This window comes from Pseudomonas sp. S2_B07 (genome assembly GCF_054668435.1).
Map to the genome: position 1 here is coordinate 3,121,295 of NZ_CP162769.1, position 25,536 is coordinate 3,146,830.

The 25,536-nt window shown below is 58.6% G+C and carries 15 protein-coding genes and 1 pseudogene; 4 read left to right on the forward strand and 12 right to left on the reverse strand.

Translation table 11 applies throughout. The features are described from left to right. Positions 1–52 precede the first annotated feature (52 nt). A complete protein-coding gene (locus tag AB4N43_RS14335; protein WP_460154170.1) occupies positions 53–2,746 on the forward strand; it encodes a putative bifunctional diguanylate cyclase/phosphodiesterase in 2,694 nt (897 codons plus the stop codon). A 92-nt stretch (positions 2,747–2,838) separates the two neighbouring features. Next, the gene (gene msrA / locus AB4N43_RS14340; RefSeq protein WP_027922047.1) at positions 2,839–3,486 is read left to right on the forward strand and encodes a peptide-methionine (S)-S-oxide reductase MsrA; all 648 of its coding nucleotides are present in this window, start codon (positions 2,839–2,841) and stop codon (positions 3,484–3,486) included. 91 nt (positions 3,487–3,577) lie between these two features. Here msrA and AB4N43_RS14345 read toward each other — a convergent pair whose 3' ends face one another. The 8 genes from AB4N43_RS14345 to putP form a co-directional block, all read right to left on the reverse strand. Continuing rightward, entirely contained in the window at positions 3,578–4,414 is an 837-nt protein-coding gene (locus AB4N43_RS14345; RefSeq protein ID WP_194940982.1) for a 23S rRNA (adenine(2030)-N(6))-methyltransferase RlmJ, read from the reverse strand. Positions 4,415–4,720: 306 nt separating this feature from the next. After that, complete coding sequence (locus tag AB4N43_RS14350; protein ID WP_027922049.1) at positions 4,721–5,044, reverse strand: hypothetical protein; 324 nt, start codon at positions 5,042–5,044, stop codon at positions 4,721–4,723. 366 nt (positions 5,045–5,410) lie between these two features. Then, a complete protein-coding gene (locus tag AB4N43_RS14355; protein ID WP_027922050.1) occupies positions 5,411–6,046 on the reverse strand; it encodes a hypothetical protein in 636 nt (211 codons plus the stop codon). A 262-nt stretch (positions 6,047–6,308) separates the two neighbouring features. Next, positions 6,309–6,662: a hypothetical protein gene (locus AB4N43_RS14360; RefSeq protein WP_027922051.1), complete on the reverse strand. Its 354-nt coding sequence runs from the start codon at positions 6,660–6,662 to the stop codon at positions 6,309–6,311. 2 nt (positions 6,663–6,664) lie between these two features. Beyond that, positions 6,665–11,458: an RHS repeat-associated core domain-containing protein gene (locus tag AB4N43_RS14365; RefSeq protein ID WP_460154171.1), complete on the reverse strand. Its 4,794-nt coding sequence runs from the start codon at positions 11,456–11,458 to the stop codon at positions 6,665–6,667. Further along, positions 11,458–12,195, reverse strand: a complete 738-nt coding sequence (locus AB4N43_RS14370; protein ID WP_460154172.1) for a DUF4123 domain-containing protein — start codon at positions 12,193–12,195, stop codon at positions 11,458–11,460. Before AB4N43_RS14370 ends, AB4N43_RS14365 begins: the two co-directional genes overlap by 1 nt. After that, positions 12,185–14,203: a type VI secretion system Vgr family protein gene (locus AB4N43_RS14375; protein WP_460154173.1), complete on the reverse strand. Its 2,019-nt coding sequence runs from the start codon at positions 14,201–14,203 to the stop codon at positions 12,185–12,187. The genes AB4N43_RS14370 and AB4N43_RS14375 overlap by 11 nt, the downstream gene beginning before the upstream one ends. A 365-nt stretch (positions 14,204–14,568) precedes the next feature. After that, positions 14,569–16,053: a sodium/proline symporter PutP gene (putP, locus tag AB4N43_RS14380; protein ID WP_027922055.1), complete on the reverse strand. Its 1,485-nt coding sequence runs from the start codon at positions 16,051–16,053 to the stop codon at positions 14,569–14,571. A 463-nt stretch (positions 16,054–16,516) separates the two neighbouring features. On the opposite strand from putP, the gene putA reads away from it, so the two are divergent. Beyond that, positions 16,517–20,467: a trifunctional transcriptional regulator/proline dehydrogenase/L-glutamate gamma-semialdehyde dehydrogenase gene (gene putA, locus AB4N43_RS14385; RefSeq protein ID WP_194940869.1), complete on the forward strand. Its 3,951-nt coding sequence runs from the start codon at positions 16,517–16,519 to the stop codon at positions 20,465–20,467. A 254-nt stretch (positions 20,468–20,721) separates the two neighbouring features. Beyond that, positions 20,722–22,524, forward strand: a complete 1,803-nt coding sequence (locus AB4N43_RS14390; RefSeq protein WP_027922057.1) for an acyl-CoA dehydrogenase — start codon at positions 20,722–20,724, stop codon at positions 22,522–22,524. A 109-nt stretch (positions 22,525–22,633) separates the two neighbouring features. On the opposite strand, the gene AB4N43_RS14395 is transcribed toward AB4N43_RS14390, so the two are convergent. The 4 genes and pseudogenes from AB4N43_RS14395 to AB4N43_RS14410 form a co-directional block, all read right to left on the reverse strand. Next, complete coding sequence (locus AB4N43_RS14395) at positions 22,634–23,479, reverse strand: methyl-accepting chemotaxis protein (protein ID WP_371258936.1); 846 nt, start codon at positions 23,477–23,479, stop codon at positions 22,634–22,636. 66 nt (positions 23,480–23,545) lie between these two features. After that, a pseudogene (locus AB4N43_RS14400) lies at positions 23,546–24,571 on the reverse strand (cache domain-containing protein); the annotation flags it as partial. A 101-nt stretch (positions 24,572–24,672) separates the two neighbouring features. Continuing rightward, entirely contained in the window at positions 24,673–24,975 is a 303-nt protein-coding gene (locus tag AB4N43_RS14405; protein WP_027922059.1) for a cell division protein ZapA, read from the reverse strand. After that, on the reverse strand, positions 24,972–25,202 hold the full coding sequence (locus AB4N43_RS14410) for a hypothetical protein (RefSeq protein WP_027922060.1): 231 nt from the start codon (positions 25,200–25,202) through the stop codon (positions 24,972–24,974). Before AB4N43_RS14410 ends, AB4N43_RS14405 begins: the two co-directional genes overlap by 4 nt. Between the last annotated feature and the right edge of the window lie 334 nt (positions 25,203–25,536).

Consider the following 25,536-nt stretch of genomic DNA (forward strand, 5'->3'; position numbering starts at 1 on the left):
TAAGAGGGCGAGAGCCCGGCGCGATCAGCACATTCGAAGCGAGTTTCCCTCAATGAAAAGCCAACCCGATGCCGCCAGCCGTATGGTGGCCGAGGTAGTGACGCAGTTGCCTGTGCCCTCGCGGCTCGGCATGCTGCGTTTCGAACGGCTGAATGAGCCTAGCTGGGCGCTGCTGTTTCTCGATCCTAATTGCGAACGCCATTTCGGCCTGCCGGCCGTCGACCTGTGTGCGCTGGTCGACTCCCCCTACGCCAGCCTGATGGAGCCCGAAGCGCGCTATCAGCTGCATGACGCGGTCCAGCAGCAACTCACCGACAGTCCGAACTACCAGATCCGCTACACCTTGCACACCGCCTCAGGCGCCTTGAACCTGCTGGAACTGGGCGAAGCCTATAAACAGCACAATCGGCACCTGTTGCGCGGCTATCTGCTGGTGGTCGATGACCTGTTCGAGGGCTTTCAGCTTCAGCCCGCGCAGGATCTGGAAACCCAGAACTCGCGGCTGCAAATTGCCTTGGAGCTCAACCAGCGCGCCCAGCAGGAACAATTGCAGCATCTGGACCGGGTGCGCGCCCAGCAGGACCTGATCCTGTTACTGACCCGCCAGCGCTACAGCACCAACAATTCCCTGCAAGAAGCCGCCGAACTGATCACCCGCAGCGCGTGCGACATCTACGAAATCGACTGTGCCAGCCTGTGGAACCTCGAAGGCTCGATGTTGGTACCGATATCGGCCTATCACCGCGCCAGCAGTGAATACCAACTGCCGGAACCGATCGACGTCAGCGGCTTCCCCGATTACCTCGAAGCCTTGCACAGCAGCCGCGCCATCGATGCCCACAACGCCATGCGTGATCCGCGCACCCGGGACATGGCCGAGAGCCTGCGCCCGCGCGATGTGAACGCGATGCTCGACGCCAGTATCCGCGTCGACGGCCAGGTGGTCGGCGTGCTGTGCCTGGAACAGACGGGGGCGACCCGCGCCTGGCAGTCGGACGAAATAGCTTTCGCTGGCGAGCTGGCCGATCAGTTCGCCCAGGTCATCAACAACCACAACCGCCGCACCGCCACCAGCGCCCTGCACCTGTTCCAGCGTGCGGTCGAGCAAAGCGCCAACGCCTTTTTGCTGGTCAATTGCGACGGCGTGGTGGAATACGTCAACCCGAGCTTCACCGCGATCACCCAGTACAGCACCGAAGAAGTCCACGGCCAGCGGCTGTCGGAACTGCCGGCGCTGGAGAACCTCAGCGAACTGCTGTTCGACGCGCCCTCGGCGCTGGCCAAGAGCAACAGTTGGCAGGGTGAATTCAAGAGCCGACGTAAAAACCTCGAACCGTACTGGGGCCAGCTGTCGATCTCCAAGGTCTATGGCGACAACCGCGAGCTGACGCATTACATCGGCATTTACGAAGACATCACCCAAACCAAACTCGCCCAGCAGCGCATCGAGCGCCTGGCCTACACCGACAATCTGACCAACCTCGGCAACCGCCCGGCATTCATCCGCAACCTCGATGAACGCTTCGCCCGCGACACCGACACACCGATCAGCCTGTTGCTGGTGGACATCGACAACTTCAAGCGGATCAACGACAGCCTCGGTCACCAGACCGGCGACAAACTGCTGATCAGCCTGGCCCGACGCCTGCGCAACAGCCTGAGCCCGAGCGGCAGCCTGGCGCGTTTCGCCAGTAACGAATTCGCCGTGTTGCTGGACAACACCGACCTGCGCACCGGCCAGCAGGTCGCCCATCAGTTGTTGATGACCCTCGACAAGCCGATGTTCGTCGACAACCAATTGATCAGCGTCACCGGCTCCGTGGGCCTGGCCTGTGCGCCGCTGCACGGTCGCGACCCGCAAACCCTGATGCGCAACGCCGGCCTGGCGCTGCACAAGGCCAAGGCCAACGGCAAGCATCAGGTCCAGGTGTTCACTGAAGCACTGAATGCCGAGGCCAGTTACAAGCTGTTCGTCGAGAACAACCTGCGCCGCGCCCTGACTCAGAACGAACTGGACGTGTTCTACCAGCCCAAGCTCTGCCTGCGCAGCGGCCGCCTGCTGGGCATGGAAGCGCTGCTGCGCTGGAACCACCCGGACAAAGGCATGATCCGCCCGGATCAGTTCATCAGCGTCGCTGAAGAAACCGGCCTGATCATCCCGATCGGCAAATGGATCGCGCGCCAGGCCTGTCGCATGAGCAAGGAACTGAGCGCCGCTGGCCTGGGCAATCTTCAAGTGGCGATCAACCTGTCGCCCAAGCAGTTCTCCGACCCGGACCTGGTCTCGTCCATCGCCAACATCCTTAAGGAAGAAGCGCTGCCGGCGAACCTGCTGGAGCTGGAACTGACCGAAGGCCTGCTGCTGGAAGCCACCGAAGACACCCACTTGCAGCTCGACCAGCTCAAGCGCCTGGGCCTGACCCTGGCCATGGACGATTTCGGCACCGGTTACTCGTCGCTCAGCTACCTGAAAAAATTCCCGATCGACATCATCAAGATCGATCGCAGCTTCATCCACGAAATCCCGGACAACCAGGACGACATGGAAATCACCTCCGCTGTGATCGCCATGGCCCACAACCTGAAACTCAAGGTCGTGGCGGAAGGCATCGAGACCGCCGAGCAACTGGCGTTCTTGCGCCGCCACCGTTGCGACGTCGGCCAGGGCTACCTGTTCGACCGCCCTATCCCGGGTTCCGAGCTGATCGAAAAGCTCAAGCGCTACCCGCGCGGCCCTCTCGTCTGACCCCACTCCTACAGGGGTAGTGCGTAACGGGAAGGGTTTGGGCACACTGGCGGTCTGATTCCTACATCCCAACCTGACTGAGAGGACTGATCATGGTCTTGCGCTCGGAAATCCTGGTGAACAAAAACGTGCTTCCAACCAAAGAACAAGCTCTACCCGGCCGTGAAACCCCGATGAACCTGCCGGAAAAACATTTCGTCCACGACTCCCCGCTGCTGGGCCCGTTCGTCACCAACGTCGACTTTGCCATCTTCGGCCTGGGTTGCTTCTGGGGCGCGGAACGTCGTTTCTGGCAGCGTGAAGGCGTGGTCAGCACAGTCGTGGGTTACGCCGGCGGCTTCACGCCGAACCCGACCTATGAAGAAGTCTGCTCAGGCCTGACCGGCCACAGCGAAGTGGTGCTGGTGGTCTACGAGCCGGAAAAAGTCAGCTACGACGAGCTGCTGAAGATGTTCTGGGAACTGCATAACCCGACTCAGGGCATGCGTCAGGGCAACGACATCGGCACCCAGTACCGCTCGGTGATCTATGCGACCAACCCGGAGCAACTAGCAGCCGCCAAACACAGCAGGAACGTGTTCCAGGCTGAATTGACCAAGGCCGGGAAAGGCGAAATCACTACCGAAATCGCCGAAGCGCCGACGGTCTACTTCGCCGAGGCGTATCACCAGCAGTACCTGGCGAAAAACCCTGAAGGCTATTGCGGGATTGGCGGCACAGGCGTGACCTGCCCGATCTAAAGATAGCTGCAAGCGGCAAGTTTCAAGCTTCAAGCGAAAGCCCCGCGCGCACCGCTTTTACTTGCAGCTTGCCGCTTGAAACCTGTCGCTGCTATTCAGCAATCAACCAATCCATCTGCCATCCACCCTGGGTCTGCCCCAATTTCTTGGACAGCCACGGCAGCAACTCACGCAATTCCTCTTCCAGCCCCCACGGCGGATTCGCAATCGCCAACCCGGACCCGTTCAGACTGTTCGGCGTATCCAGCGGATGCACCAGCAACTCCACGCGCAACAACTTCGGCGCGCCCGAGCCTGCCAGATCCTGATAGAAACGACGCAACAGGCGCTGGTCCTTCACCGGGTACCAGATCGCCGCCACGGTCTGACGCATCCGGCCAACCGCTTCTTTCAGCGACGCCGCACAGCGCTGCATCTCATCGAGCTGTTCAAACGGCGGATCAATCAACATCACCGCCCGCTTTTCCTGCACCGGCAACATCGCGCGCGGCACATGCCAACCTTCGCCCAGATGCACCTTCACCCGACGATCACCGGCCATGTTGTCCTTGAGCAGCAAACCGTCTTCGGGGTGCTTCTCGTTGAGCATCACCCGATCCTGCGGCCGCGTCAGACGCCGCGCCAGCTCCGGCGACCCCGGGTAATAGCGCAACTGGCCATCCGGGTTCATGTCGTGCAGCACGTTCATGTAATCGGCGGTCAGCGCCGGCAGGTCCGGCTGATCCCACAGACGCGCAATACCTTCCAGGTACTCACCGGTACGGCTCGCCTGATCACCCTGCAGGTCATACAGACCAATGCCGGCGTGAGTGTCGAGATAGGCAAACGGCTGCTCCTTGCGCGACATCAGGGCGATGAGGCGGGTCAAAGTCAGGTGTTTGAACACATCGGCGTGATTGCCGGCATGGAAGGCGTGACGATAATTCATGATTGCTCCTGCGAAGGCCGGGAAGTTTACCTTGTACCGAGGCGAACGTCAGGACCTCGCAGCCGAGCGGGCACTTGCAGGCCCACAAACCTGCGGTGAGGGGGCTTGCCCCGTCGGGCTGCACAACAGCCCCAAAATATCCCAGTACCCACAAGACCCTGTGGCGAGGGGGCTTGCTCCCGCTCGACTGCGTAGCAGTCGCCAAACCAAACCCCTCGGAACAACTGACATAACCGAGTTGCAGGTTTTGGGGCCGCTACGCAGCCCAGCGGGAGCAAGCTCCCTCGCCACAAAAGCAGCCAGTCGCTATTGCGAAGGCATCGCCCGCAATCGCCGTCCAATCACATCCAGCACATCACACCCATCCCGCAACGGAATGGCGCACAGCAACGCAAAATCACTAAGAATGAACGACTCACACTCAACCGAACCGCGCATCGAAATGTTCTCCAACACCTGCGTGACGGCGCGAATTCGATAGTTGGCAGCCTCGTATAAAACATCGAGCGGCGCGTGGGTATCGACGAACAGCGTGGGCATGTCGGTGCAGTTGCTGGTGAGGGCCATGAAGCGGTTTTTGGGGTGGGGGATTGGTTTTTCGTAGGGTGGATCTGGCGTTAGCGTTGTCATTTGTAAATTCCATGAGTATGAAAATGAGCTGCCAAACGCACCCTCCTACAGGTTTGGGTGGCAGCCATGCGCAGGAGTAGGAGTACCGAGCACTCATGAACCTCGGTCACGCCGAAGCGTGTCCCGCGCACAGCCGCCGCGAACGATCATATGGACACGAGTTAAGTGCCGCAATCAAACGACAGAGCTGTTGCATCATGAGTGAGGGCTCCTACACCCTGCCACCACTTGCGCGGTGACAGCCAAAGACTATCCCTGCAACCCATAGCCCACCAGTTCATGGAAGCCGTCACAACTTGAAGGAAACTTCCGATGAGCTTGCCCGGAAAATTCGTTACCACCACGAAAATATTAAACAGATTTTAATTAGTCTGTTGTGCTGGCAATCAGTGCGCTGAGAGTTCGACGTTTGGGATTCCAGATCGTCAAACACCACACCCCCCACCACTCCAAACCTTCGTTGAAGTAATCACTCCACGATTCGCGCCCTGGAATTGCATCAGAGTTATTGACCCATTCTCGCTTAAATCCCTTAACCCAATTTATTACTACAACATCATCTTGCTCTTCGAGGCCTAGAGCCTGACACCACTCACGGAATAGTGCCTGAGCCTCAAGTTCTCCTCCTTTGAATTCAGTTCTATAAGGTGGCTCACGAAAAGAACCGTAAAACGCCAACGGTCCTCGCTCATAATCTTCGACCAAAATGAGATTATGTATTTCTTTCCGACTCAAAACAGTAGCCACAGCCTTCTCTAGGTCCCAACTGATAGCAGGATCTACTGGATTTATATACTCGGGATTTTTTATCAAATCGTTATGCCAATCCCACAAATCTTTCATGAGCTTTTCGTGAAGCCTGATCAAAGCTTGCCGATGAATTGATTCGTCGACTGTCACATTTATCTCAGGGCGGAGCACGACAAAATTGAAAACGCAGCCAGCGTCATCCATCCGATCAACAAGCGATTTATTTTTTTCTTCATCAATTACTTTCAACACTAAAAATATACCCTTCAGAAACAGATAAAATTCTTCTTCGCTATCAATACTCGAAAACAAAATTCACAAGAAAGGAGAAATAAGTAAAAGAGGACAGATTTAGATATCCTATGCCCGCAATTCTCGCAACTCCTGTCAGAAAGACACGTCTATTCGATCTACCTGAATTTTTGCCAATCGCCAGATTAGGATGGTCGTTGTGAATTTGCTGATCCGAGAAATCAACAAAAATAGAAACACGCCCCTGCAAAACGGGATAGATTTATTTACTCTCCTCACGCTGATAGCGCATTAAGCACAGATACAAAATCCGCATAAATTCACGACCATCGACAACCTCATCAGAAAATAAAAAACTACGCTTCTCAAGTACAGACTTAAAACTCTCACCTTTATCAAGAAAATGCCGAAGTGTATTCACATGCCATTGTTGCTCATCCTCCAAAAACCTTTGATATGTAGGCTTTAGAACTAGATCCATAATCCTCGACAGCGCTATGGGATCATTGACATCCGTAGAGCAAATCTCATCCAGCACGGACTCTTCGTGAGGGTAGTCAATATCAAAAACGAAGAGCAACCCAGGTAAAATCGACACATCAGGCTCAAACTTCATAACTAATACTCCGCATACGCAGTTATAAGCTTCCCGAACTCATTCATAATTACCACCGTCTTGGTAGGCTCGATATACACAAGCCCATCACTTTTATAACCTTCACCAACCTTCCGGTGCATCTCCACAGGTCGACTAGACAATGTTAAGTTTCCAGTTCTTTTGAAAATCAATTGCGCGCGATTTATCGCATTCAATTGGTCTTTATGACTAATGAAACGTGTTGCGGCCCTAGGAATGCTCGGTTCGTCTAATTTTGTTTTCCTATTCTTCCGCATTTCTATTTTCCCAGTGGTCGGATTTCGGGCCGTGTCAGCACGTTCAAATTGAGACGCTAAAGTAGTCTGAGCACCATGCTTATCCAAAAAGTGAGCCTTAGGTTGATGGGCTTTTTGAATTTTCTTCAGTTCCTTGAAAGCAATATTCTCAGTGAGTTCATCAATCCGCGCCCTCCGCTGATCACCCGTCAGCTTCGGCAGCGCCGGCTCACCTTCATCTACCCTAGCGCCAGTCGTATCATCCGGCGCCCCACACCCAGGCTTATTCGGTGGCGGACAATTCCCGCTCAACCCCAACGGATCAACCCACCCCGTCGGATTCAGCGTGTATTGATACTGGTTCAGCCCACCCGCCAACTTGATCGGGTCCGGCGTCAGGTATCGGCCAATCTTCGGATCATAGTACCGATGCCGGTTGTAGTGCAGACCGCTCTCGGCATCAAAGTACTGCCCCTGAAAGCGCAGCGGCTGCTCAAGCTGCTCGCCCCCGCCGAACGCCTGCTGCGTAACCTTGCCGTAGGCGTTGTACTTCGCCGACCAGACGATCTCGCCACCAAAATCGGTCAGTTCTTGCGGTGTGCCGAGGTGGTCGAGTTGGTAGTAGAACGGGCAGGCTTTGCGCAGGCCTTTGCCGTCGAGCATGGCTAGCGGGCGGAAGCTGCCGGGTTCGTAGAGGTAGCTGCGGTAGTGTTCGCGACTGCTTTCGGCGACGAGGTTGTCGCCTTGCCAGAAGAATTCGGTGGTGTGGCCGTCGACGGTTTTGGCGATGCGGCGGCCGAAGGCGTCATAGCGGTAAGTGGCGGTGCGACCGTCCGGGGTGGTGACGCCGATCAAGCGGTGTTGGCAGTCGTAGCGGTAGTCGGTGACGAGCTTTTGCCCGGTGCCGCGGCGTTCGCGGATGAGGTTGCCGAAGGCGTCGTAGTCGTAGTGGCGGTCGCCTTGCATCAGCAGGCGATTGCCCAGCACTTTCGCGGCGCCGGGGCGGTCCTGCATCAGCAGGTTGCCGGCCGGGTCGTGGGCGAAGCTTTCCGCTGAGGTGTCGCGGGTGTGGCGCACGCGGGTCAGGCGGTTGAGCGGGTCGTAGGTGTAGTTGCGTTGGCCGTGGCGGGTGTCGGCGATATGGTCGAGATTGCCGTTGGCGCTGTAGGCATAGTCGCGGCGATACAGCGGTTGTTGCTGTTGGCTGACAGCATGGGCTTTCAGACGCCCCTGATCGTCGTAGGCAAAGTCGCTGAGCAACTGGCCTTGCTGTCGTTGTTGTTCGCGACCGAAGGTAAATTGGTGGCTAGTGAGCTGCGCACCATTGAGGTCGATGGCGGTGAGCGCGCCGCCCTTGGCATGGTGGTAGTCGAGTTTGCTGCCGTCCGGCAGGCGCAGGCGATTAAGTTGGCCGCAGGCGTCGTAGCCATAACGCAGCGTGCCCCAGCCCTGATGCTCGGTGATCAGTCGGTCCTGTTGGTCGTATTCGAATTCCAGCGGATGGTCGTGGCCGTCGTCGACGCCGATCAGCCGGCCGAAGCTGTCGTAGCGGTATTCGACCTTGAGCCCGTCGGGCAGGGTTTTGACCAGCAGTCGCCCGGCTGAATCCCGCTCGTAAGCGGTGATCAGCTGCGAACCGTCAGCGCCAAACTCAGTTTTCGCCAGTAACTGGCCATTGAGGTCGTAGGCATACGCCGTGCGTTGGCCGTCGAAGCCGGTTTCCTGTCGGATCAGTCCGCCGGCGGTGTAGTCCAGCTGATATTTTTCGCCGGATTCGTTTTCGATTTCCGTGAGCAACAGCTGCGCGTTGTCGTAGCGATACTTCAGCTGGGAGCCGTCGGCATTGAGCCGACGGCTGACCAGGTGCAGGTCGTCGAGGTATTCGTAGCGCGTGATGCGACCGAGTTCGTCGCGTTCGGCGGTGATTTTTCCGTAGGCGTTGTAGCTGTAGGCGCGACTGGCACCGGTAGGAAGAATCGTCTGGATCAGTCGGCCAACGGCGTCCCATTGCGACTGAGTGACTGCACCCTGCTCGTCCTGACGGGTAATCTGTCTGCCGAGCGAGTCGTAGGAAAACCGCCGTACACCACCGTCCGGTAGCGTTTCCTCGACCAGTTGCCCCAAACCGTTCCAGACGAACACATGCCGACTGGTGTCCGGATAGCGAATCGACAGCAACTGACCTTTTTCGTCGTAGTGGTAATGGGTGATCTGGCCGTCGGGATCGGTCGCTTCGGTAACGTCACCCTGGGCATTGCGCCGATACTTCCACACGGCTTTACCGCGATAGCGGGCGTGCAGGAAACCGTTGCGGTATTCGTAGGCCGTTGGCTCGTCTTCCGGTGGAATCAGCGCCACCAGGCGTCCGACTTCGTCGTATCGGTATTCGGTGACGGCGCCGAGCGGGTCCTGCTCGGCAATCAGCCGGCCTTCTTCGTCATAGGCCTTGAGCTGTTCACCGCCATCCAGTTCGACCTTGCGCACCAGCCGCGCCCGCTCGTCGTGGACGTAAACCTCTTCGCTGCCGTCGACGTTGTGCACGGTGACGCTGCCGGCGTCATCCCACACGTAGCGCGCATCCATCTGTGCGAATGAGGCCCAGTGGCGGACACAGCGTGCCGCTTTTCCGGACCTTTCCCACGCCCAGAAGAAACTCGCCCCACCGGCCAGTTGCCGCTGGAGGATGACGTGCTGGTCGTCGTAGTCGTAGCGTTCGCTTTCACCGGCGGCGTTGCTGGCTTCGATCAGGTGTGCGCGTTCGTCGTAGGTGTAACTGACCAGGGTTTGCTCGGTCTTCCAGGACTCATCGAGGGTCTCGGCCGGGACAAATACCTGGTAGTCGACGGCGACCAAATGGCTGCGCTCATAACGCAAGCGCAAGGCGCGGCCGGCGCCGTTGTCGAGACGCTGGATGCGGTCCTGACGGTCGCGGGTGATGCGCAGGCGGTTGTCGTATCCGTCGCTGATCGCGGTCAAAAAACCATTTTGAAAGTGGTAAAAGCGCGTTTCGTCACCGGCCTGGGCGAGGATCAGTTCTTCGGGTTCAGCCCCGAGATAAATCGCCGCGCGCGACAGGCTGTTGTGAATCGCCGGGCGTTCAGCGGTCGGCAGCGGGAATGGGGTGCGACGGTTTTCGTGGTCGATCCAGATGACGCTGTCGCCGTCGATCTCCAGTCGATGGGAGAGCGAATGACTCCAGCCGAAGCCGAGGCCGCAATCGATTTCGGCAGCACTGGTGCGATAGAGCCGGGTGAAGTCAAACGGCAGAATGCCGTCCAGCGCACCGTCGGTGAGGGTCAGCAGTTCTTCGCCGGTGACCATCGACACCGGGCACTTGTTGGTGGCGGTTTTGTTGGCGGAATCGGCAGCGTCGCCGTTGGGGTTTTTCGCCTGATCCGGGGCGTTGTCGTGGTGTTCGTTTTGCTTGAGGGTGGTGTTGCGTTTGGCATCCCAGCGCAGTTGCATGCGCCCCTTGTTTAGTCCCGCTGCAACGCCGCGCGCGGCGACTGTTTTGTAGCGGTCTACGTACTCCATAAAGTTGTCGATGATCGTGACCATCGACTTCACGAAGCCCATCACGGCCTGAAAAATCTGCGCGCTGTACTTGGCCAGTCGCACTGTCAGCCAGGCAATACCGACGCCGACCACGCTCAACACCAAGCCAATCAATACGTCGATGACCAGGCCAACCACACCTTTGGAAATGGCCTCAGCCGACGTCCCGGCCAATTGCGATGGCGGCAATGCTTCGAGCCATAACATTGCGGTGCGCATCAGCAAACACAACGCCGCCTCGTCGCTGGCCAGCAACAGGGCTTTTTCCATTTTGTCTGGGGCGCTTACAGCGAGACTTGCCAGTTCCCCTGCGCTTTCACCCAGTTTCTCGGCAAAGGCGTCAGGGTCTTTCAGAATGTCGGTTAGTTCACCGATACCATCCCAAACAGCCTGAACGGCCGCCCAACCTCCTGCGAGCATTCCATTGCCCACGGCGGCCAACGAGGCCGACATCGTTTGCTGCGACCACTGCGGTTTAAACCCCTGCCACTCGTTGCGCAGCCAGCCTTCCAGCTCCGTGGTCAGGCCTTTGTAAGAATCAAAAAGCTTGTCGATCTGCTTCGGTGTAACTTCACTCTGAACATGAACACGGTAGAACTTGCCAGGTATCCCTTCGAACTGCCCCTTACCGTTTTCATCGAGCTTGACCGATTTGATCTCGCCGCCATCCCGGGCAATCACATCAACTGAAATATTCCCCAACGGAATGTCATAAACCGATTCAAACTTGCTCTCGATTTCCAGAATCCCACTTGCCGGACACTGAGCAACACCCGAGAAAAAATCATCATCGCCACCGCTCACCGCTGTCGTGGTGCTCCCAAGTTTTACCAGTCGCTCCATGTCCATCAGCGAAGGCAAATCCATCGCCCGGCTGACCCTGTCCGTATTCCGCCCCAAGAAGCTGCCAAGTTGCTGGCGATACACAACCAGCGTGTCTTTAAACCCGTCGAGCTCCTGCTCGATCCGCACGATCTGATCCATCAGTCCAGCTCCGTCATCAGGTAATCCACCAAGGCTGATTTCGGTGCTTGAGGCAGGTCCGGCGTCTGCAAGAAGAGCGCGACTTTGTGCCGCAATACGCTCGGCGAAAACGCTTCATAAAGATCAGGTCGGTCCTCGCTCAACCACATCAGCAAGTTGTTGATGCGAGTCGTCGCGGACTCGCCAGCGAGGTACTTGAGTAGCGACTCGGAAACTTCCCACCACGGAAAAACCCTGGTGGTTTTCAGCGCACTGCCGCCGATATCCAGCGGCTGACCATTGATCAAACAACGGTCGATCACCGGCATTAACTGCGTGGCATTCACTTCGCCGGACTGAAGAATCGGCAGCACATAACGCCCGTCCCAGAAGCGGAAAAACACCGCATGTCCGTTGGGCAAAAGTACCTGGGTAAGGCTGCGCAGATGCTCGACCAGCCCCTCTTGAGACGCAGAAGAAACCGCTAACCAACCCCAATCGCGAGACTCGGTGGCAGCGACCCACTCGAGAAACTCACTGCCTGCCTCAATGATTCCCACAAAAGGCATCACCGGTTCCCACTCGGCGTAGGCGGTATCGGCCCAGATCGGGTGCGGCGCGTGAACGGTGGTCGATTGCTGCCAGACTTTAAACGGCTCAGCCGTGCTGGCATTACTGAAAACCGCAAAAAGCTGTTCCGATGATTTCAGCGGCTGCCGGGCTAGCCAGTCGCGAGGCGTTAAATGATCAGGCCGCACAGACACCGTCCTTGCAGCGCTCACACTCCTCACAAAACGGCGCGTCGCTTTTCAGGCTCATGATTTGTGCAGCACTCAACAACGCTGCCGGCGCAGCGGCGAGTTTCAACGGCGTATTCGGCGCCGTCGGCGCAGCCGCCATCGGCGGCATCAACGCCCCGCCCACCTGAATCGGCACGCTGCTGAAAATCCCCCCAGGACCGATATTGATCCACTGCCCGCCCGCCTGAATCGTCGCGCTGGCGCCACCGTCGATCACCACTTGCTGGCCGGCGCTGACGTGGAATTGCTGACTGGCGTTGAGCGCCTGGCTGGTCACGCGAATGTGCCGATCACCCATCACCACCAAGTGATCGTCGAGCTTCACTTCGGCCTGGCGCTGGCCATGGGTGATGCGCTGCTCGTCGGCCTTCAACTCGTGGCGAGCGGTGCCGGTGACGACGATGCTGCGCTGGTTATCGACCTGCACGTGCTGATCGTTCAACACATGCTGGGTCCAGTTTCGCTGGGCGCGCAGGTAGATTTCCTCGGCGCCTTTGCGATCCTCGATGCGCAGTTCGTTGTACCCCCCGCCTCCCGGACTGCTCTGGCTGCGGAAAATGCTGCGGGTCTTGTCGGCGGGCAGGTCCAGCGGAACGGGCGTCGCCGCATTCGGCAGGCAACCCATCACCAGCGGCTTGTCGGCATCAGCGTCGATGAAGCCGACCAGCACTTCCATGCCGACGCGCGGGATCAGCACGCTGCCATAACGGTCATGCGCCCAACCCGTGGCCACGCGCAGCCAGCAACTGGAGTGTTCGTTGAGTTGTCCATCGCGGTCCCAGGCGAGCTGAATCTTGACCCGACCGAACTCGTCGCAATGGATTTCGCTGTCAGTCGGCCCAGTGACCACGGCCGGTTGATAGCCGAGCATGCGGGGCTTTTGCGGCCCCAGTGGCGGACGAAACGAAACGTCCCATGGCGTCGCCAGAAACGTATTGCGATACCCCTGAAAGTCGTCCGGGTCGTCACTGGTGGCCGATTCCTCCAGCACTTGTGGCTGGCGGCCGCGATGTTCGATTTGAGTGATCAGCCACAGGTCGTTCCATGCCTGACGCGGATGCTCGGCGAGGTGCAGGAAATGCCCGCAAACCAGCGACGAATCGTCGCCTTTACCTTCAGCCAGACGAAAGTCGGCATTGTGGCGTTCGAGTGCACGGTGGGTCAGTTGCTTGCCATGTTCGCGATCAATGAACTGGCCGGGGAAGTGGTAATCCTCCAGCACCGGGCGCTGTTCGCTGTCGAGACGGGTTTCGAGTTGCAGGCGAGGTTTTTGAAAGTCGTAGTCGCGACGCGCGACCGCGGTCGTGCGGGTTTCCAGACGCACGTTGAAGCGTTTGATGGCCGGCGCAACCGCCGCCATTCCGCTGCCCGGCAAATACAGCGTCGACTCGGGCAGACGAGGAAAAACCGTCTGGTCATCACCGAACACCAGCAGATGCCCGTCGGGGCTGTGTTGGAAGTGGTAGTGAATGCCGATCTCGGCACACAACCGCTGGATGAACGCCAGATCGCTTTCGGCGTACTGCACGCAGTACTCGCGAGGTGCGTAGTCGCTGCCGAGCTGAAACTCGAACGCATCGCGCTGGATGCCATGGTCCTTGAGGACTTGGGCGATGATCGTTGGCACACTTTTGTGCTGGAAGATGCGCTGGTTGATGCGCTGACCGAGGTAAGCCAGGCGCGGCACGAGGCTGATCTGATAACCCGTCAGACGTTTGCCGGAGTCGCTTTGGCCGACGAGAAAAATCTGACCGTGGATACCGGAACCTTGTGCATCGAAACTCAGAAACGCCTGACGGTGCAGCAGGCTTTCCAGTTCTATGTCTGGCCGTTCACTGACCAGTTCCAGGTCAAAACGGTAGGGTTGGCTGATGGCTTCCGTGCCCGTGAACTCAAGGACTTTGAGCTCATTCTGGACGCCGTCGAGGGTCAACGTGAAACGCGGTTGATTGGCAGGCGCGAACATCCGATGTGTCTCTGCAGAATGAAGGCGGGCGATTCTGCATGAGCGACAAGGGGGGTTGAGGGAGGGACAAGGAAATCAGATTCCCCCTACTTTTAAAGAGATTTGTCCTTCACGAATCAGTGCGTTTGGCTACAGACATCTCCCTCAAAACCACCACCAATCCCCTGTAGGAGTGAGCCTGCTCGCGATAACGGTTAATCATTCAACTTGATGTCGACTGACCCGGCTATCGCGAGCAGGCTCACTCCTACAGGAATATGTACAGGGATTCGAGATTTATACAGGCCAAAAAAAACGGCCCGTCTCCATCAGGAAGCGGGCCGTTTTCATGTTCGGCGAGAGATCAGCGCCTCAGCTCATCCCCATCACTTGTTCAGACGGAAATCTGCCTCGGCCGCAGCAAAACGCTGGAGCATGCCGTGAGTCGGCGAACCCAGCTTGCTGACGATGTAGATCGCCAGGCTGGCGAAGATGAAACCAGGGATGATTTCGTACAGGCCCAGCAGTTCGAAGTGTTTCCACACGATCACGGTGATCGCGCCGACCAGGATGCCGGCCAGTGCGCCGTTGCGGGTCATGTCTTTCCAGATCACGGAGATCAGCACAACCGGACCGAACGCAGCACCGAAACCGGCCCAGGCGTAGCTGACCAGACCCAGTACGCGGTTTTCCGGGTTGGCGGCCAACGCGATGGCGATCAGGGCAACCAGCAGCACCATGGCGCGACCGACCCAGACCAGTTCCACCTGGGAAGCGGATTTACGCAGGAAGGTTTTGTAGAAGTCTTCGGTCAGGGCGCTGGAGCACACCAGCAACTGGCAGCTCAGGGTGCTCATCACGGCAGCCAGGATGGCCGACAGCAATACACCGGCAACCCATGGGTTGAAGAGGATTTTCGCCAGTTCGATGAACACACGTTCGTGGTTTTCAGTGACCGGACCGGCCAAATCAGGGTTCGCCGAGAAGTAAGCGATACCAAAGAAACCTACCGCAACGGTGCCGCCCAGGCACAGGATCATCCAGGTCATGGAGATGCGACGGGCGTTGGCAATCGACTTGACCGAATCCGCCGCCATGAAACGCGCGAGGATGTGCGGCTGGCCGAAGTAGCCCAGACCCCAGCCCATCAGCGAAATGATGCCGATGAAGGTGGTGTTTTTCAGCATGTCGAAGTTGCTGGCGTCTTGCGCTTCGATGGCCAGAAACGTGGTGTCGACGCCACCGGTGGCGAGCAGCACGATGATTGGCGTCAGCAACAGCGCGAAGATCATCAGTGTGGCTTGTACGGTATCGGTCCAGCTTACGGCGAGGAAACCGCCGACGAAGGTGTAGGCAATCGTCGCCGCAGCACCGGCCCACAGCGCGGTCTCGTAGGACATGCCGAAGGTGCTTTCAAACAGACGGGCGCCAGCGACGATGCCGGAAGCGCAGTAAATGGTGAAGAACACCAGGATTACCACCGCAGAAATGATCCGCAGCAAGCCGCTTTTGTCTTCGAAACGGCTGGCGAAGTAATCCGGCAGGGTCAGGGCATCGCCGTTGTGCTCGGTCTGCACGCGCAGACGGCCAGCGACGAACAGCCAGTTCAGGTAAGCACCGATGATCAGACCAATGGCGATCCAGCTTTCGGACAGGCCAGACATGTAGATGGCGCCCGGTAGGCCCATCAACAACCAGCCACTCATGTCGGATGCGCCGGCGGACAAGGCCGTGACGACGCTGCCCAGGCTGCGACCGCCCAAAATGTAGTCAGAAAGGTTGTTGGTGGAGCGATAGGCCATCAAGCCGATCAGCACCATTGCTGCGATGTAGATCACGAACGTGATCAGGGTTGGATTGCTTACGCTCATTCTGTGATGCCCTGGCTTTGTTTTTATGTGGCGCCAGCGTGTGAACCCGCCGACAAACGACAACGTTTGTTCAGACGATTTCAAAGCCCGCGCATTTAAGACTGATGTTTCCCCAGGAAAGCCATCAGCCGGCGCACCGATTTTTCATCCGGTTGCACCTTGGGGCGCGAATCCTATTCAACAATCCAAATAAGGTGCAACCCATTTCGTGAGAATTAGTTGCACCCAAACTGTTTTCCGTGAAACCGAGCGGTTTTTGCTCCCTTTTAGCGCAGTCATGCGATGTTTCTAGAAGTAAAAGCACCAAGCAGAAGCGGTACGTTCGTACCGGAATTTATTTCCTGACGAGCTGCTTATTATTCCGACAAAAAAAGGGTTGCACCCGGTTGCACCTCGACGGTTGCACGGCTAATCTTGCCGCCAGCTGATGCCACGCGGTCGTGGCAAACATGAGGATAAAAAAATGGCTACCACCACCCTTGGGGTCAAACTTGACGACCCGACCCGCGAGCGCCTCAAGGCTGCCGCGACCTCGATTGATCGCACGCCGCACTGGCTGATCAAGCAGGCAATTTTCAATTACCTGGAAAAACTCGAGGGTGGTGCAACCCTGACCGAGCTGAGCGGTTTGACCAAGGATTCCGACGACGCCGTCGATGCGCCTCTGGATCACGCTCACCAGTGCTTCCTCGAATTCGCCGAAAGCATCCTGCCGCAATCGGTGCTGCGCGCTTCGATCACCGCCGCTTACCGTCGCCCTGAGCCGGAAGTGGTGCCGATGCTGATCGAGCAGGCGCGTCTGCCGGCAGCGATGGCTGAAGCCACCAACAAACTGGCCTCCTCGATTGCCGAGAAGCTGCGCAATCAGAAAAGTGCCGGTGGCCGTGCCGGGATTGTTCAGGGCCTGTTGCAGGAATTTTCCCTGTCATCCCAGGAAGGCGTAGCGCTGATGTGCCTGGCCGAAGCGCTGCTGCGCATCCCGGACAAAGGCACCCGCGACGCACTGATTCGCGACAAGATCAGCACCGGTAACTGGCACCCGCACTTGGGCAACAGCCCGTCGCTGTTCGTCAACGCGGCCACTTGGGGCCTGCTGCTGACCGGCAAACTGGTCGCCACGCATAACGAAGCAGGTTTGACTTCGTCCCTGAGCCGCATCATCGGCAAGAGCGGCGAGCCGATGATCCGCAAGGGCGTCGACATGGCCATGCGCCTGATGGGCGAGCAGTTCGTCACCGGCGAAACCATCGCCGAAGCCTTGGCCAATGCGAGCAAGTTCGAAGCCAAGGGTTTCCGTTATTCCTACGACATGCTGGGTGAAGCGGCACTCACCGAGCACGATGCGCAGAAGTACCTGGCCTCGTACGAACAAGCCATTCACTCGATCGGCAAAGCGTCCCACGGTCGTGGGATTTATGAAGGCCCGGGCATTTCGATCAAGCTGTCGGCACTGCACCCGCGTTACAGCCGCGCGCAGTACGAGCGTGTGATGGACGAGTTGTACCCGCGCCTGTTGTCGCTGACCTTGCTGGCCAAGCAGTACGACATCGGTTTGAACATCGACGCCGAAGAAGCCGACCGCCTCGAGCTGTCGCTGGATCTGCTCGAACGCCTGTGCTTCGAGCCGCAACTGACCGGCTGGAACGGCATCGGTTTCGTGATCCAGGCGTATCAGAAGCGTTGCCCGTACGTGATCGACTACGTAATTGACCTGGCTCGCCGCAGCCGTCATCGCCTGATGATCCGTCTGGTGAAAGGCGCGTACTGGGACAGCGAAATCAAGCGCGCCCAAGTCGAAGGCCTGGAAGGCTATCCGGTCTACACCCGCAAGGTGTACACCGACGTTTCCTACATCGCCTGCGCCCGCAAGTTGCTGTCGGTGCCGGAAGTGATCTATCCGCAATTCGCCACGCACAACGCCCACACCCTGTCGGCCATTTATCACATCGCCGGTCAGAACTATTACCCGGGTCAGTACGAGTTCCAGTGCCTGCACGGCATGGGTGAACCGCTGTACGAACAAGTTGTAGGCAAAGTTTCCGAAGGCAAGCTGAACCGTCCGTGCCGCGTGTACGCTCCGGTTGGTACGCACGAAACGCTGTTGGCTTACTTGGTACGGCGCCTGCTGGAAAACGGCGCGAACACTTCGTTCGTCAACCGCATCGCCGACCAATCGATTTCGATCCAGGAGCTGGTAGCCGATCCAGTGGCCAGCATCGAGCAGATGGCGACGCTGGAAGGCGGCTTCGGCCTGCCGCACCCGCGTATCCCGCTGCCGCGTGATCTTTATGGTGCCGAGCGCGCCAACTCCAGCGGCATCGACATGGCCAACGAACATCGTTTGGCTTCGCTGTCCTGCGCCCTGCTGGCCACGGCTCACAACCACTGGAAAGCCGCGCCGATGCTCGGTTGCGCCTCCAGCACTGAACCCCCTGCGCCTGTGCTGAACCCGTCCGATTTGCGTGACGTGGTTGGCCATGTGCAGGAAGCCACCGTCGAAGACGTCGACAACGCGATCCAGTGCGCCCTGAACGCCGCACCGATCTGGCAGGCCACCCCGCCCGCCGAACGCGCCGCGATTCTGGAACGTGCCGCCGATTTGATGGAAGGCGAGATCCAGCCGCTGATGGGCCTGTTGGCTCGTGAAGCCGGCAAGACTTTCGCCAACGCCATCGCAGAAGTGCGTGAAGCCGTGGACTTCCTGCGTTATTACGCAGTGCAGGCGCGCAACGATTTCACCAACGACGCCCACCGCCCACTGGGTCCGGTGGTGTGCATCAGCCCGTGGAACTTCCCGCTGGCGATCTTCAGTGGCCAAGTCGCGGCAGCACTGGCGGCCGGTAACCCGGTTTTGGCCAAGCCTGCGGAACAAACCCCGCTGGTCGCCGCTCAAGCCGTGCGTCTGCTGCTCGAAGCCGGGATTCCGGAAGGCGTTCTGCAACTGCTGCCGGGCCGTGGCGAAACCGTGGGTGCCGGGCTGGTCGGTGACGAGCGCGTTAAAGGCGTGATGTTCACCGGCTCCACCGAAGTCGCTCGTTTGCTGCAACGTAACATCGCCGGTCGCCTGGATGCCCAGGGCCGTCCGATCCCGCTGATCGCCGAAACCGGTGGTCAGAACGCGATGATCGTCGACTCTTCGGCACTGACCGAACAGGTCGTGATCGACGTCGTGTCGTCGGCCTTCGACAGCGCCGGCCAACGTTGCTCGGCACTGCGCGTCCTGTGCTTGCAGGAAGATTCCGCTGACCGTGTCATCGAAATGCTCAAGGGCGCCATGGCTGAATGCCGTCTCGGCAATCCTGAGCGCCTGTCCGTGGACATCGGCCCGGTGATCGACGCCGAAGCCAAGGCGGGCATCGAGAAGCACATCCAGGCCATGCGCGACAAAGGTCGCAACGTGTACCAGGTGGCTATCGCCAACAGCGAAGAAGTCAAACGCGGCACCTTCGTGATGCCGACCCTGATCGAACTGGAAAGCTTCGACGAACTGCAACGGGAGATCTTCGGCCCGGTGCTGCACGTGGTTCGCTACAAGCGCAAAGACATCGATCAACTGATCGGTCAGATCAATGCTTCCGGTTATGGCCTGACCCTGGGCGTGCATACCCGTATCGACGAGACCATCGCCAAGGTGATTGACAACGTCAACGCCGGCAACGTCTACGTGAACCGCAACATTGTTGGCGCTGTAGTTGGCGTGCAGCCGTTCGGTGGCGAAGGCTTGTCGGGTACGGGTCCGAAGGCGGGTGGTCCGCTGTACCTGTACCGCCTGCTGTCGACACGTCCTACCGATGCGATCGAACAATCCTTCGCTCGCGGTGACGCTATCGCCGCGCCGGACGTTCGTCTGCGTGACGCCATGAGCAAGCCGCTGACGGCCCTGAAAGCCTGGGCCGACAGCAACAAGTTTGCCGACCTGAGCACCCTGTGCGTGCAGTTCTCGGCGCAATCGCAAAGCGGGATCACCCGTGTTCTGGCGGGCCCGACCGGCGAGCGCAACAGCTACGCCATCCTGCCGCGTGAGCACGTGCTGTGTCTGGCCGAGGTTGAAGGCGATCTGTTGACCCAACTGGCAGCGGTGTTGGCTGTCGGTGGTTCGGCGGTGTGGCCGGAATCTGACGTGAGCAAGGCGTTGTTCGCACGCCTGCCGAAGGAAGTTCAGGCACGCATCAAGCTGGTGTCCGACTGGAACAAAGACGAAGTGGTGTTTGATGCGGTTCTGCATCATGGCCATTCGGACCAATTGCGTGCGGTGTGCCAGCAAGTGGCCAAGCGTGCGGGCGCCATTGTCGGTGTTCATGGTTTGTCGCAAGGCGAGACCAACATTGCGTTGGAGCGTCTGGTGATTGAGCGGGCGTTGAGCGTGAACACCGCTGCGGCGGGTGGTAATGCGAGCTTGATGACCATCGGCTAAACCCGAACCGGGCACCTGCAACGGGGCCTGGCTTGGCAATAATCACTGTGGGAGCGGGCTTGCCCGCGACAGCGATGTGTCAGTCACTATTAATGTTGACTGATCTGCCGCTATCGCGGGCAAGCCTGCTCCCACAGGGGTTTGTGGTGTTTGCTAAGTTTCTGCGCGGCTCTACCATCACGCTCATCAATCATCCTGTTCAGCCTTTATTCCCACGCCTAGACTCGGTCCATTCCAAAAAAAGGTAGGCCGCCATGTCCGAGACGTTGCTCAGTTCCCGCAATCTGGCTTTCGAGCTGTATGAAGTCCTCGATGCCGAGGGCCTGACCCAGCGTGAGCGTTTCGCCGAGCACAATCGCGAGACCTTCGATGCCGCCATCGGTACCGCCCGCAACATCGCCGAAAAGTTCTTCGCCCCGCACAACCGCAAGGGCGACGAGAACGAGCCGCGCTATGAGGATGGTCAGGCGATTCTGATTCCGGAAGTGAAGCCGGCAGTGGATGCGTTCCTCGAAGCCGGTTTCCTCAACGCCGCGCGCAGTTTCGACGCGGGCGGCATGCAACTGCCGACGCTGTTGTCCCAGGCGTGCTTCGCGCATTTTCAATCGGCCAACGCGGCCTCCACTTCATACCCGTTCTTGACCATGGGCGCAGCGAACCTGATTGAAAGCTTCGGCACCGAGGAGCAGAAACAGCGCTTCCTGCAACCGATGATCGACGGGCGTTTCTTCGGCACCATGGCCCTGACCGAACCGCATGCCGGCTCGTCGCTGTCGGATATTCGTACGCGCGCCGAACCTGCGTCTGACGGCACTTATCGCCTCAAGGGCAACAAGATTTTCATCTCCGGCGGCGATCACCCGCTGTCGGAAAATATCGTGCACATGGTGTTGGCCAAGCTGCCGGACGCACCGGCCGGGGTGAAGGGTATTTCGCTGTTCATCGTGCCCAAATTCCTGGTCAACGAGGACGGCAGCCTCGGCAAGCGCAACGATGTGTTGCTGGCCGGGTTGTTCCACAAGATGGGCTGGCGCGGCACCACGTCAACCGCGCTGAATTTCGGCGATAACGGCGAGTGTGTCGGCTACCTGGTGGGCAAGCCGCATCACGGTTTGAGCTACATGTTCCAGATGATGAACGAAGCGCGGATCGGCGTCGGCATGGGCGCGGTGATGCTCGGTTATGCCGGGTATTTGTACTCGCTGGAATACGCCCGGGAACGTCCACAAGGTCGCGTGCCGGACAGCAAGGACCCGAACACCGCGCCGGTGGCGATCATCCAACACGCCGACGTCAAGCGCATGTTGCTGACGCAGAAAGCCTATGTCGAAGGTTCGTTCGACCTCGGGTTGTACGCGGCGCGATTGTTCGATGACACCACCACGCTTGAAACCGAAGCCGAGCGCAAACAAGCCCATGAGTTGCTGGATTTGCTGACGCCCATCGTCAAATCCTGGCCGTCGGAGTTTTGCCTCAAGGCCAACGAACTGGCGATCCAGATTCTCGGCGGCCACGGCTACACCCGCGAATACCCGGTGGAGCAGTACTACCGCGACAACCGTCTGAACCCGATTCATGAAGGGACACACGGCATTCAGTCGCTGGACTTGCTCGGGCGCAAACTGGCGCAGAACGGTGGTGCGGGGCTCAAGCAATTGATCCGGCTGATCGCCGACACAGGCGCGCGGGCGCAGGCGTATGAATCCTTGACCGCATTGCGTGAACCGCTGGAGAAACTGGTGGCGCGCCTGCAAACGGTGACCATCGGCCTGCTGACTGATCTGGCGCAGGGCAAGGTCAACAGCAGCCTGGCGAACTCGGCGTTGTACCTGAAAGTGTTCGGGCACACGGTGATTGGCTGGCGCTGGCTGGAACAGGCGATTCGGGCCGAGGAAGGGTTGGCCAAGGGTCATGCGGCGGATGTGAGCTTTTATAAGGGCAAGCTGCAGGCGGCACGGTATTTCCTGACGTGGGAAGTGCCGGGTTGCCACCATGAACTGACGATTCTTGAGGCGCGGGATGATGTGTGTCTGAACATGCAGGATGAGTGGTTCTGATTCTTTGGTGTTGCTGAAGGCCAATCGCGAGCAGGCTCACTCCTACAGTTGAAATGCGATCAACTGTAGGAGTGAGCCTGCTCGCGATAGCGTCAGCGCAGACAACTCATCAGCTCAGTTTGAAGCTGCTCATCTGCCGCGCCAAATCATCCGCCAACCGCTGCAACGTCTGACAGTCCTCACGGCATGCTCTCACTTCTCCAGCCGTAGCCCGCGCCAAATCCGAAATCCCCTGCACGTTGCGGTTGATCTCCTCGGTCACCGCCGACTGCTCTTCCGTCGCCGTCGCCACCTGATGATTCATGTCGCTGATCCGTTCCACCTGCCCGGTAATCGCCGTCAACGACGCGCCAGTGCGCTGGCTCGATTCAACACCGGTGCCCGTCGCCGCTTGTCCGCTGTGCATCGACGACACCGCATTCTCCGCACCCTGCTTGAGGCTGCCGATCATCTGCTGAATCTCATCGGTCGACGACTGCGTGCGGCGCGCCAAGGTGCGCACTTCATCCGCGACTACCGCAAATCCACGGCCCATGTCTCCGGCTCGCGCCGCTTCGATGGCGGCGTTGAGCGCCAGCAAGTTGGTCTGCTCGGAAATCCCGCGAATCACCGCCAACACCTGATCGATAGAGGCGACCTGATGAGCCAACTCGCCCACCGCCGTCGCCGCAAGGCCGATTTCATCCGACATGCTTTCTATATGTCGAATCGATCCGCCGACCACTTCCCGCGCCTGCATCGCCTCATCGCGAGCATTTTGCGAAGCAACCGCTGCGTTGCCGGCGTTCTGGGCGATTTCCTGCACGGTCAACCCCATCTCATGAACGGCCGTGGCGACCATGTCAGTCATTTCCTGCTGCCGACCAGAACGCTGGGCCGTGTTGTCCACCACCTTCGCCACCTGGCCGACGGCGGTGCGCAAGCGCTCGCTGGTGGTCAGCACTTCGCCGATCATTTCACGCTGGCTATCGAGGAACCGATTGAAGCCGCGCGCCAGGTCACCCAGTTCATCGGCGCGACTGGAATCTAACCGGTGGGTCAAATCTCCACCGCCGCTACCGATGGCTACCAATGCCGCTGTTACCTGACGGATCGGGCGCACCAAACCACGGGCCAGCAACACCACCAGCATCAGGCAAACCAGCGCCACGGCCAGGCCGATGCCGCTGCTCATCCACATGGCGCGGCGGGCTTCGGCGTAGATCTGCGATTGTGGCACTTCGGCCACCAGCGTCCAGCCCAGGTCTCGCAGCGGCAGGCTCAAGGCGAGGAAGTCTTCACCGTCTCTTACGAAGCTGCTGTTTGTGGCGGTTTTTTGACCCATGACGGCTTGCGCCGCCGGAGCACCGATTTGCTCGGCCAAGGTGCGTTTTCCGCTGAATTCCGCTTCGGGATGCACCTGGATCAAACCGTCAGAACGCACGAGATAGACCTTGCCGCGCGCCCCGAAGGCGAAGTTGTGGATCAGCTCCGACAGCTCTTTCATGCTCAGCCCCAGGCCGGCAACGCCCACGACTTTACCGGCAGCCTGGACCTTAAGGTCGATGAACAGCGCCAATTCTCCGGTCGCGGTGTCATTGTCGATATTAAGGGTGCGCGGCTGATTGCTGTCGAGGAAGGAGTAGAACCAGGCGTCTTTGGGATTGGAACGGCTGAGGGTCCGGTCCAGACCTTTTTCGGTCAAATAGTGATTTGAAGCGGTGCCGATAATCAGCGCGGTGAAGGCTTTGTGTTCAGCACGGATGCCTTCCAGGTATTGCGCAAATTCAGCCGTCCGGCCGCTGTCTTCACCCGCGGCCAACCAGTCTCGCACCATGCTATTGCTGGCGATGTCCTTGGCGGCTGTGAGGGGTTGAACGAGGATTCGCTCGATGTCGTTGCGCATCGCTTCGATGCTCGACGGCAGGGCCTGTTCGACCAGATAGCTCTGGGCGAGACGGTTAACCACGAGGGTATAAATGCCCACTACGATCAGGATACTGACCAACAGGGCGGTGCCCATGCTCAAGATCAACTGCCATTGAATACTGCGTCGCCAGAACTGCATGGTGCACCCCCAAAGAATAAGAGGCTGAAACACTGCAACAGCCGTGCCGATTGTATACAACACTTATCGACAATTTATTCTTTGGTTGTGCGCAAAGCCGATCAGGCCTGATTGATCGTCTTGGAGATCACTTCAACCGTGGCGCTGACTTGCTCTTGGTAACGGTCGAGTTCCTGCTTGTGCTGCTTTTTCATTTCGATTTGCTGCGAGCACAGATTCATCGCGGCCAGCACCAGCAGGCGGTCACCGATCAGGGTCGGGTACTTCCGTTTGGTGTCGGCCAAAGCAGCTTTCAACATCATCGCGGCGTCCAGCAGGGTTTGCTCTTCCCCGGCCGGCGCCTTGATCGAATAGTCCTCCCCCAGGATCGAGACGACTTTTACCCCTGCGGCGCCGTGATTCATGCGCTGACCGGACCGGCGCTGACGCGCTCAACCAAGGCTTGAATGCGTGCGGCGGTGGCGCCTTGTTTCTCTTCCTGCTCCATCAGGCTCAGTTGCAGGCTTTCGTTTTCATCCTTGGCCTGAGCCAGTTCTGCGCTCAGGGTCTGGTTAGTGCCCAGCAGTGCCTGGTTCTGTTGCACCAGATCATTTACCAGCTGTTCCAATTGGCTTAGGGATGCTTCCAACATTTTGATTTTCCGAGCATTTTCAAAGGGCGCGTACGATAAAGAAAAGTCACCACGGATGCCAGGGTTATTGGGGCCTAAAGCCTTGATTTTCCTGGCGGGCGACCTTTCTCGCGAGCAGTAGAGACTGTGATTGGCGGATCCGGTTCCTGCACTTCGTCGCCAGGGGGGCTTGTGCGACAAAAACGCGCAGGGACTCAAGACTTTAGTCGTATGACCGATAAGTCACTCATACGTCAGCTTCAGCGCCGCACGGGTGCGCTCACTTCGGTAAACACAATGTCCCTTCGTAATATGAATATCGCTCCACGGGCGTTCCTCGGTTTTGCCCTGATTG

What these genes read in the sequence shown, in the direction of transcription:
- putA (WP_194940869.1), top strand. Translation starts at nt 16,517, where the DNA reads ATGGCTACCACCACCCTTGGGGTCAAACTTGACGACCCGACCCGCGAG.
- AB4N43_RS14390 (WP_027922057.1), top strand. Translation starts at nt 20,722, where the DNA reads ATGTCCGAGACGTTGCTCAGTTCCCGCAATCTGGCTTTCGAGCTGTAT.
- msrA (WP_027922047.1), top strand. Translation starts at nt 2,839, where the DNA reads ATGGTCTTGCGCTCGGAAATCCTGGTGAACAAAAACGTGCTTCCAACC.
- AB4N43_RS14410 (WP_027922060.1), bottom strand. Translation starts at nt 25,202, where the DNA reads ATGTTGGAAGCATCCCTAAGCCAATTGGAACAGCTGGTAAATGATCTG.
- AB4N43_RS14365 (WP_460154171.1), bottom strand. Translation starts at nt 11,458, where the DNA reads ATGGATCAGATCGTGCGGATCGAGCAGGAGCTCGACGGGTTTAAAGAC.
- AB4N43_RS14335 (WP_460154170.1), top strand. Translation starts at nt 53, where the DNA reads ATGAAAAGCCAACCCGATGCCGCCAGCCGTATGGTGGCCGAGGTAGTG.
- AB4N43_RS14395 (WP_371258936.1), bottom strand. Translation starts at nt 23,479, where the DNA reads ATGATCGGCGAAGTGCTGACCACCAGCGAGCGCTTGCGCACCGCCGTC.
- AB4N43_RS14345 (WP_194940982.1), bottom strand. Translation starts at nt 4,414, where the DNA reads ATGAATTATCGTCACGCCTTCCATGCCGGCAATCACGCCGATGTGTTC.
- AB4N43_RS14350 (WP_027922049.1), bottom strand. Translation starts at nt 5,044, where the DNA reads ATGACAACGCTAACGCCAGATCCACCCTACGAAAAACCAATCCCCCAC.
- AB4N43_RS14360 (WP_027922051.1), bottom strand. Translation starts at nt 6,662, where the DNA reads ATGAAGTTTGAGCCTGATGTGTCGATTTTACCTGGGTTGCTCTTCGTT.
- putP (WP_027922055.1), bottom strand. Translation starts at nt 16,053, where the DNA reads ATGAGCGTAAGCAATCCAACCCTGATCACGTTCGTGATCTACATCGCA.
- AB4N43_RS14375 (WP_460154173.1), bottom strand. Translation starts at nt 14,203, where the DNA reads ATGTTCGCGCCTGCCAATCAACCGCGTTTCACGTTGACCCTCGACGGC.
- AB4N43_RS14405 (WP_027922059.1), bottom strand. Translation starts at nt 24,975, where the DNA reads ATGAATCACGGCGCCGCAGGGGTAAAAGTCGTCTCGATCCTGGGGGAG.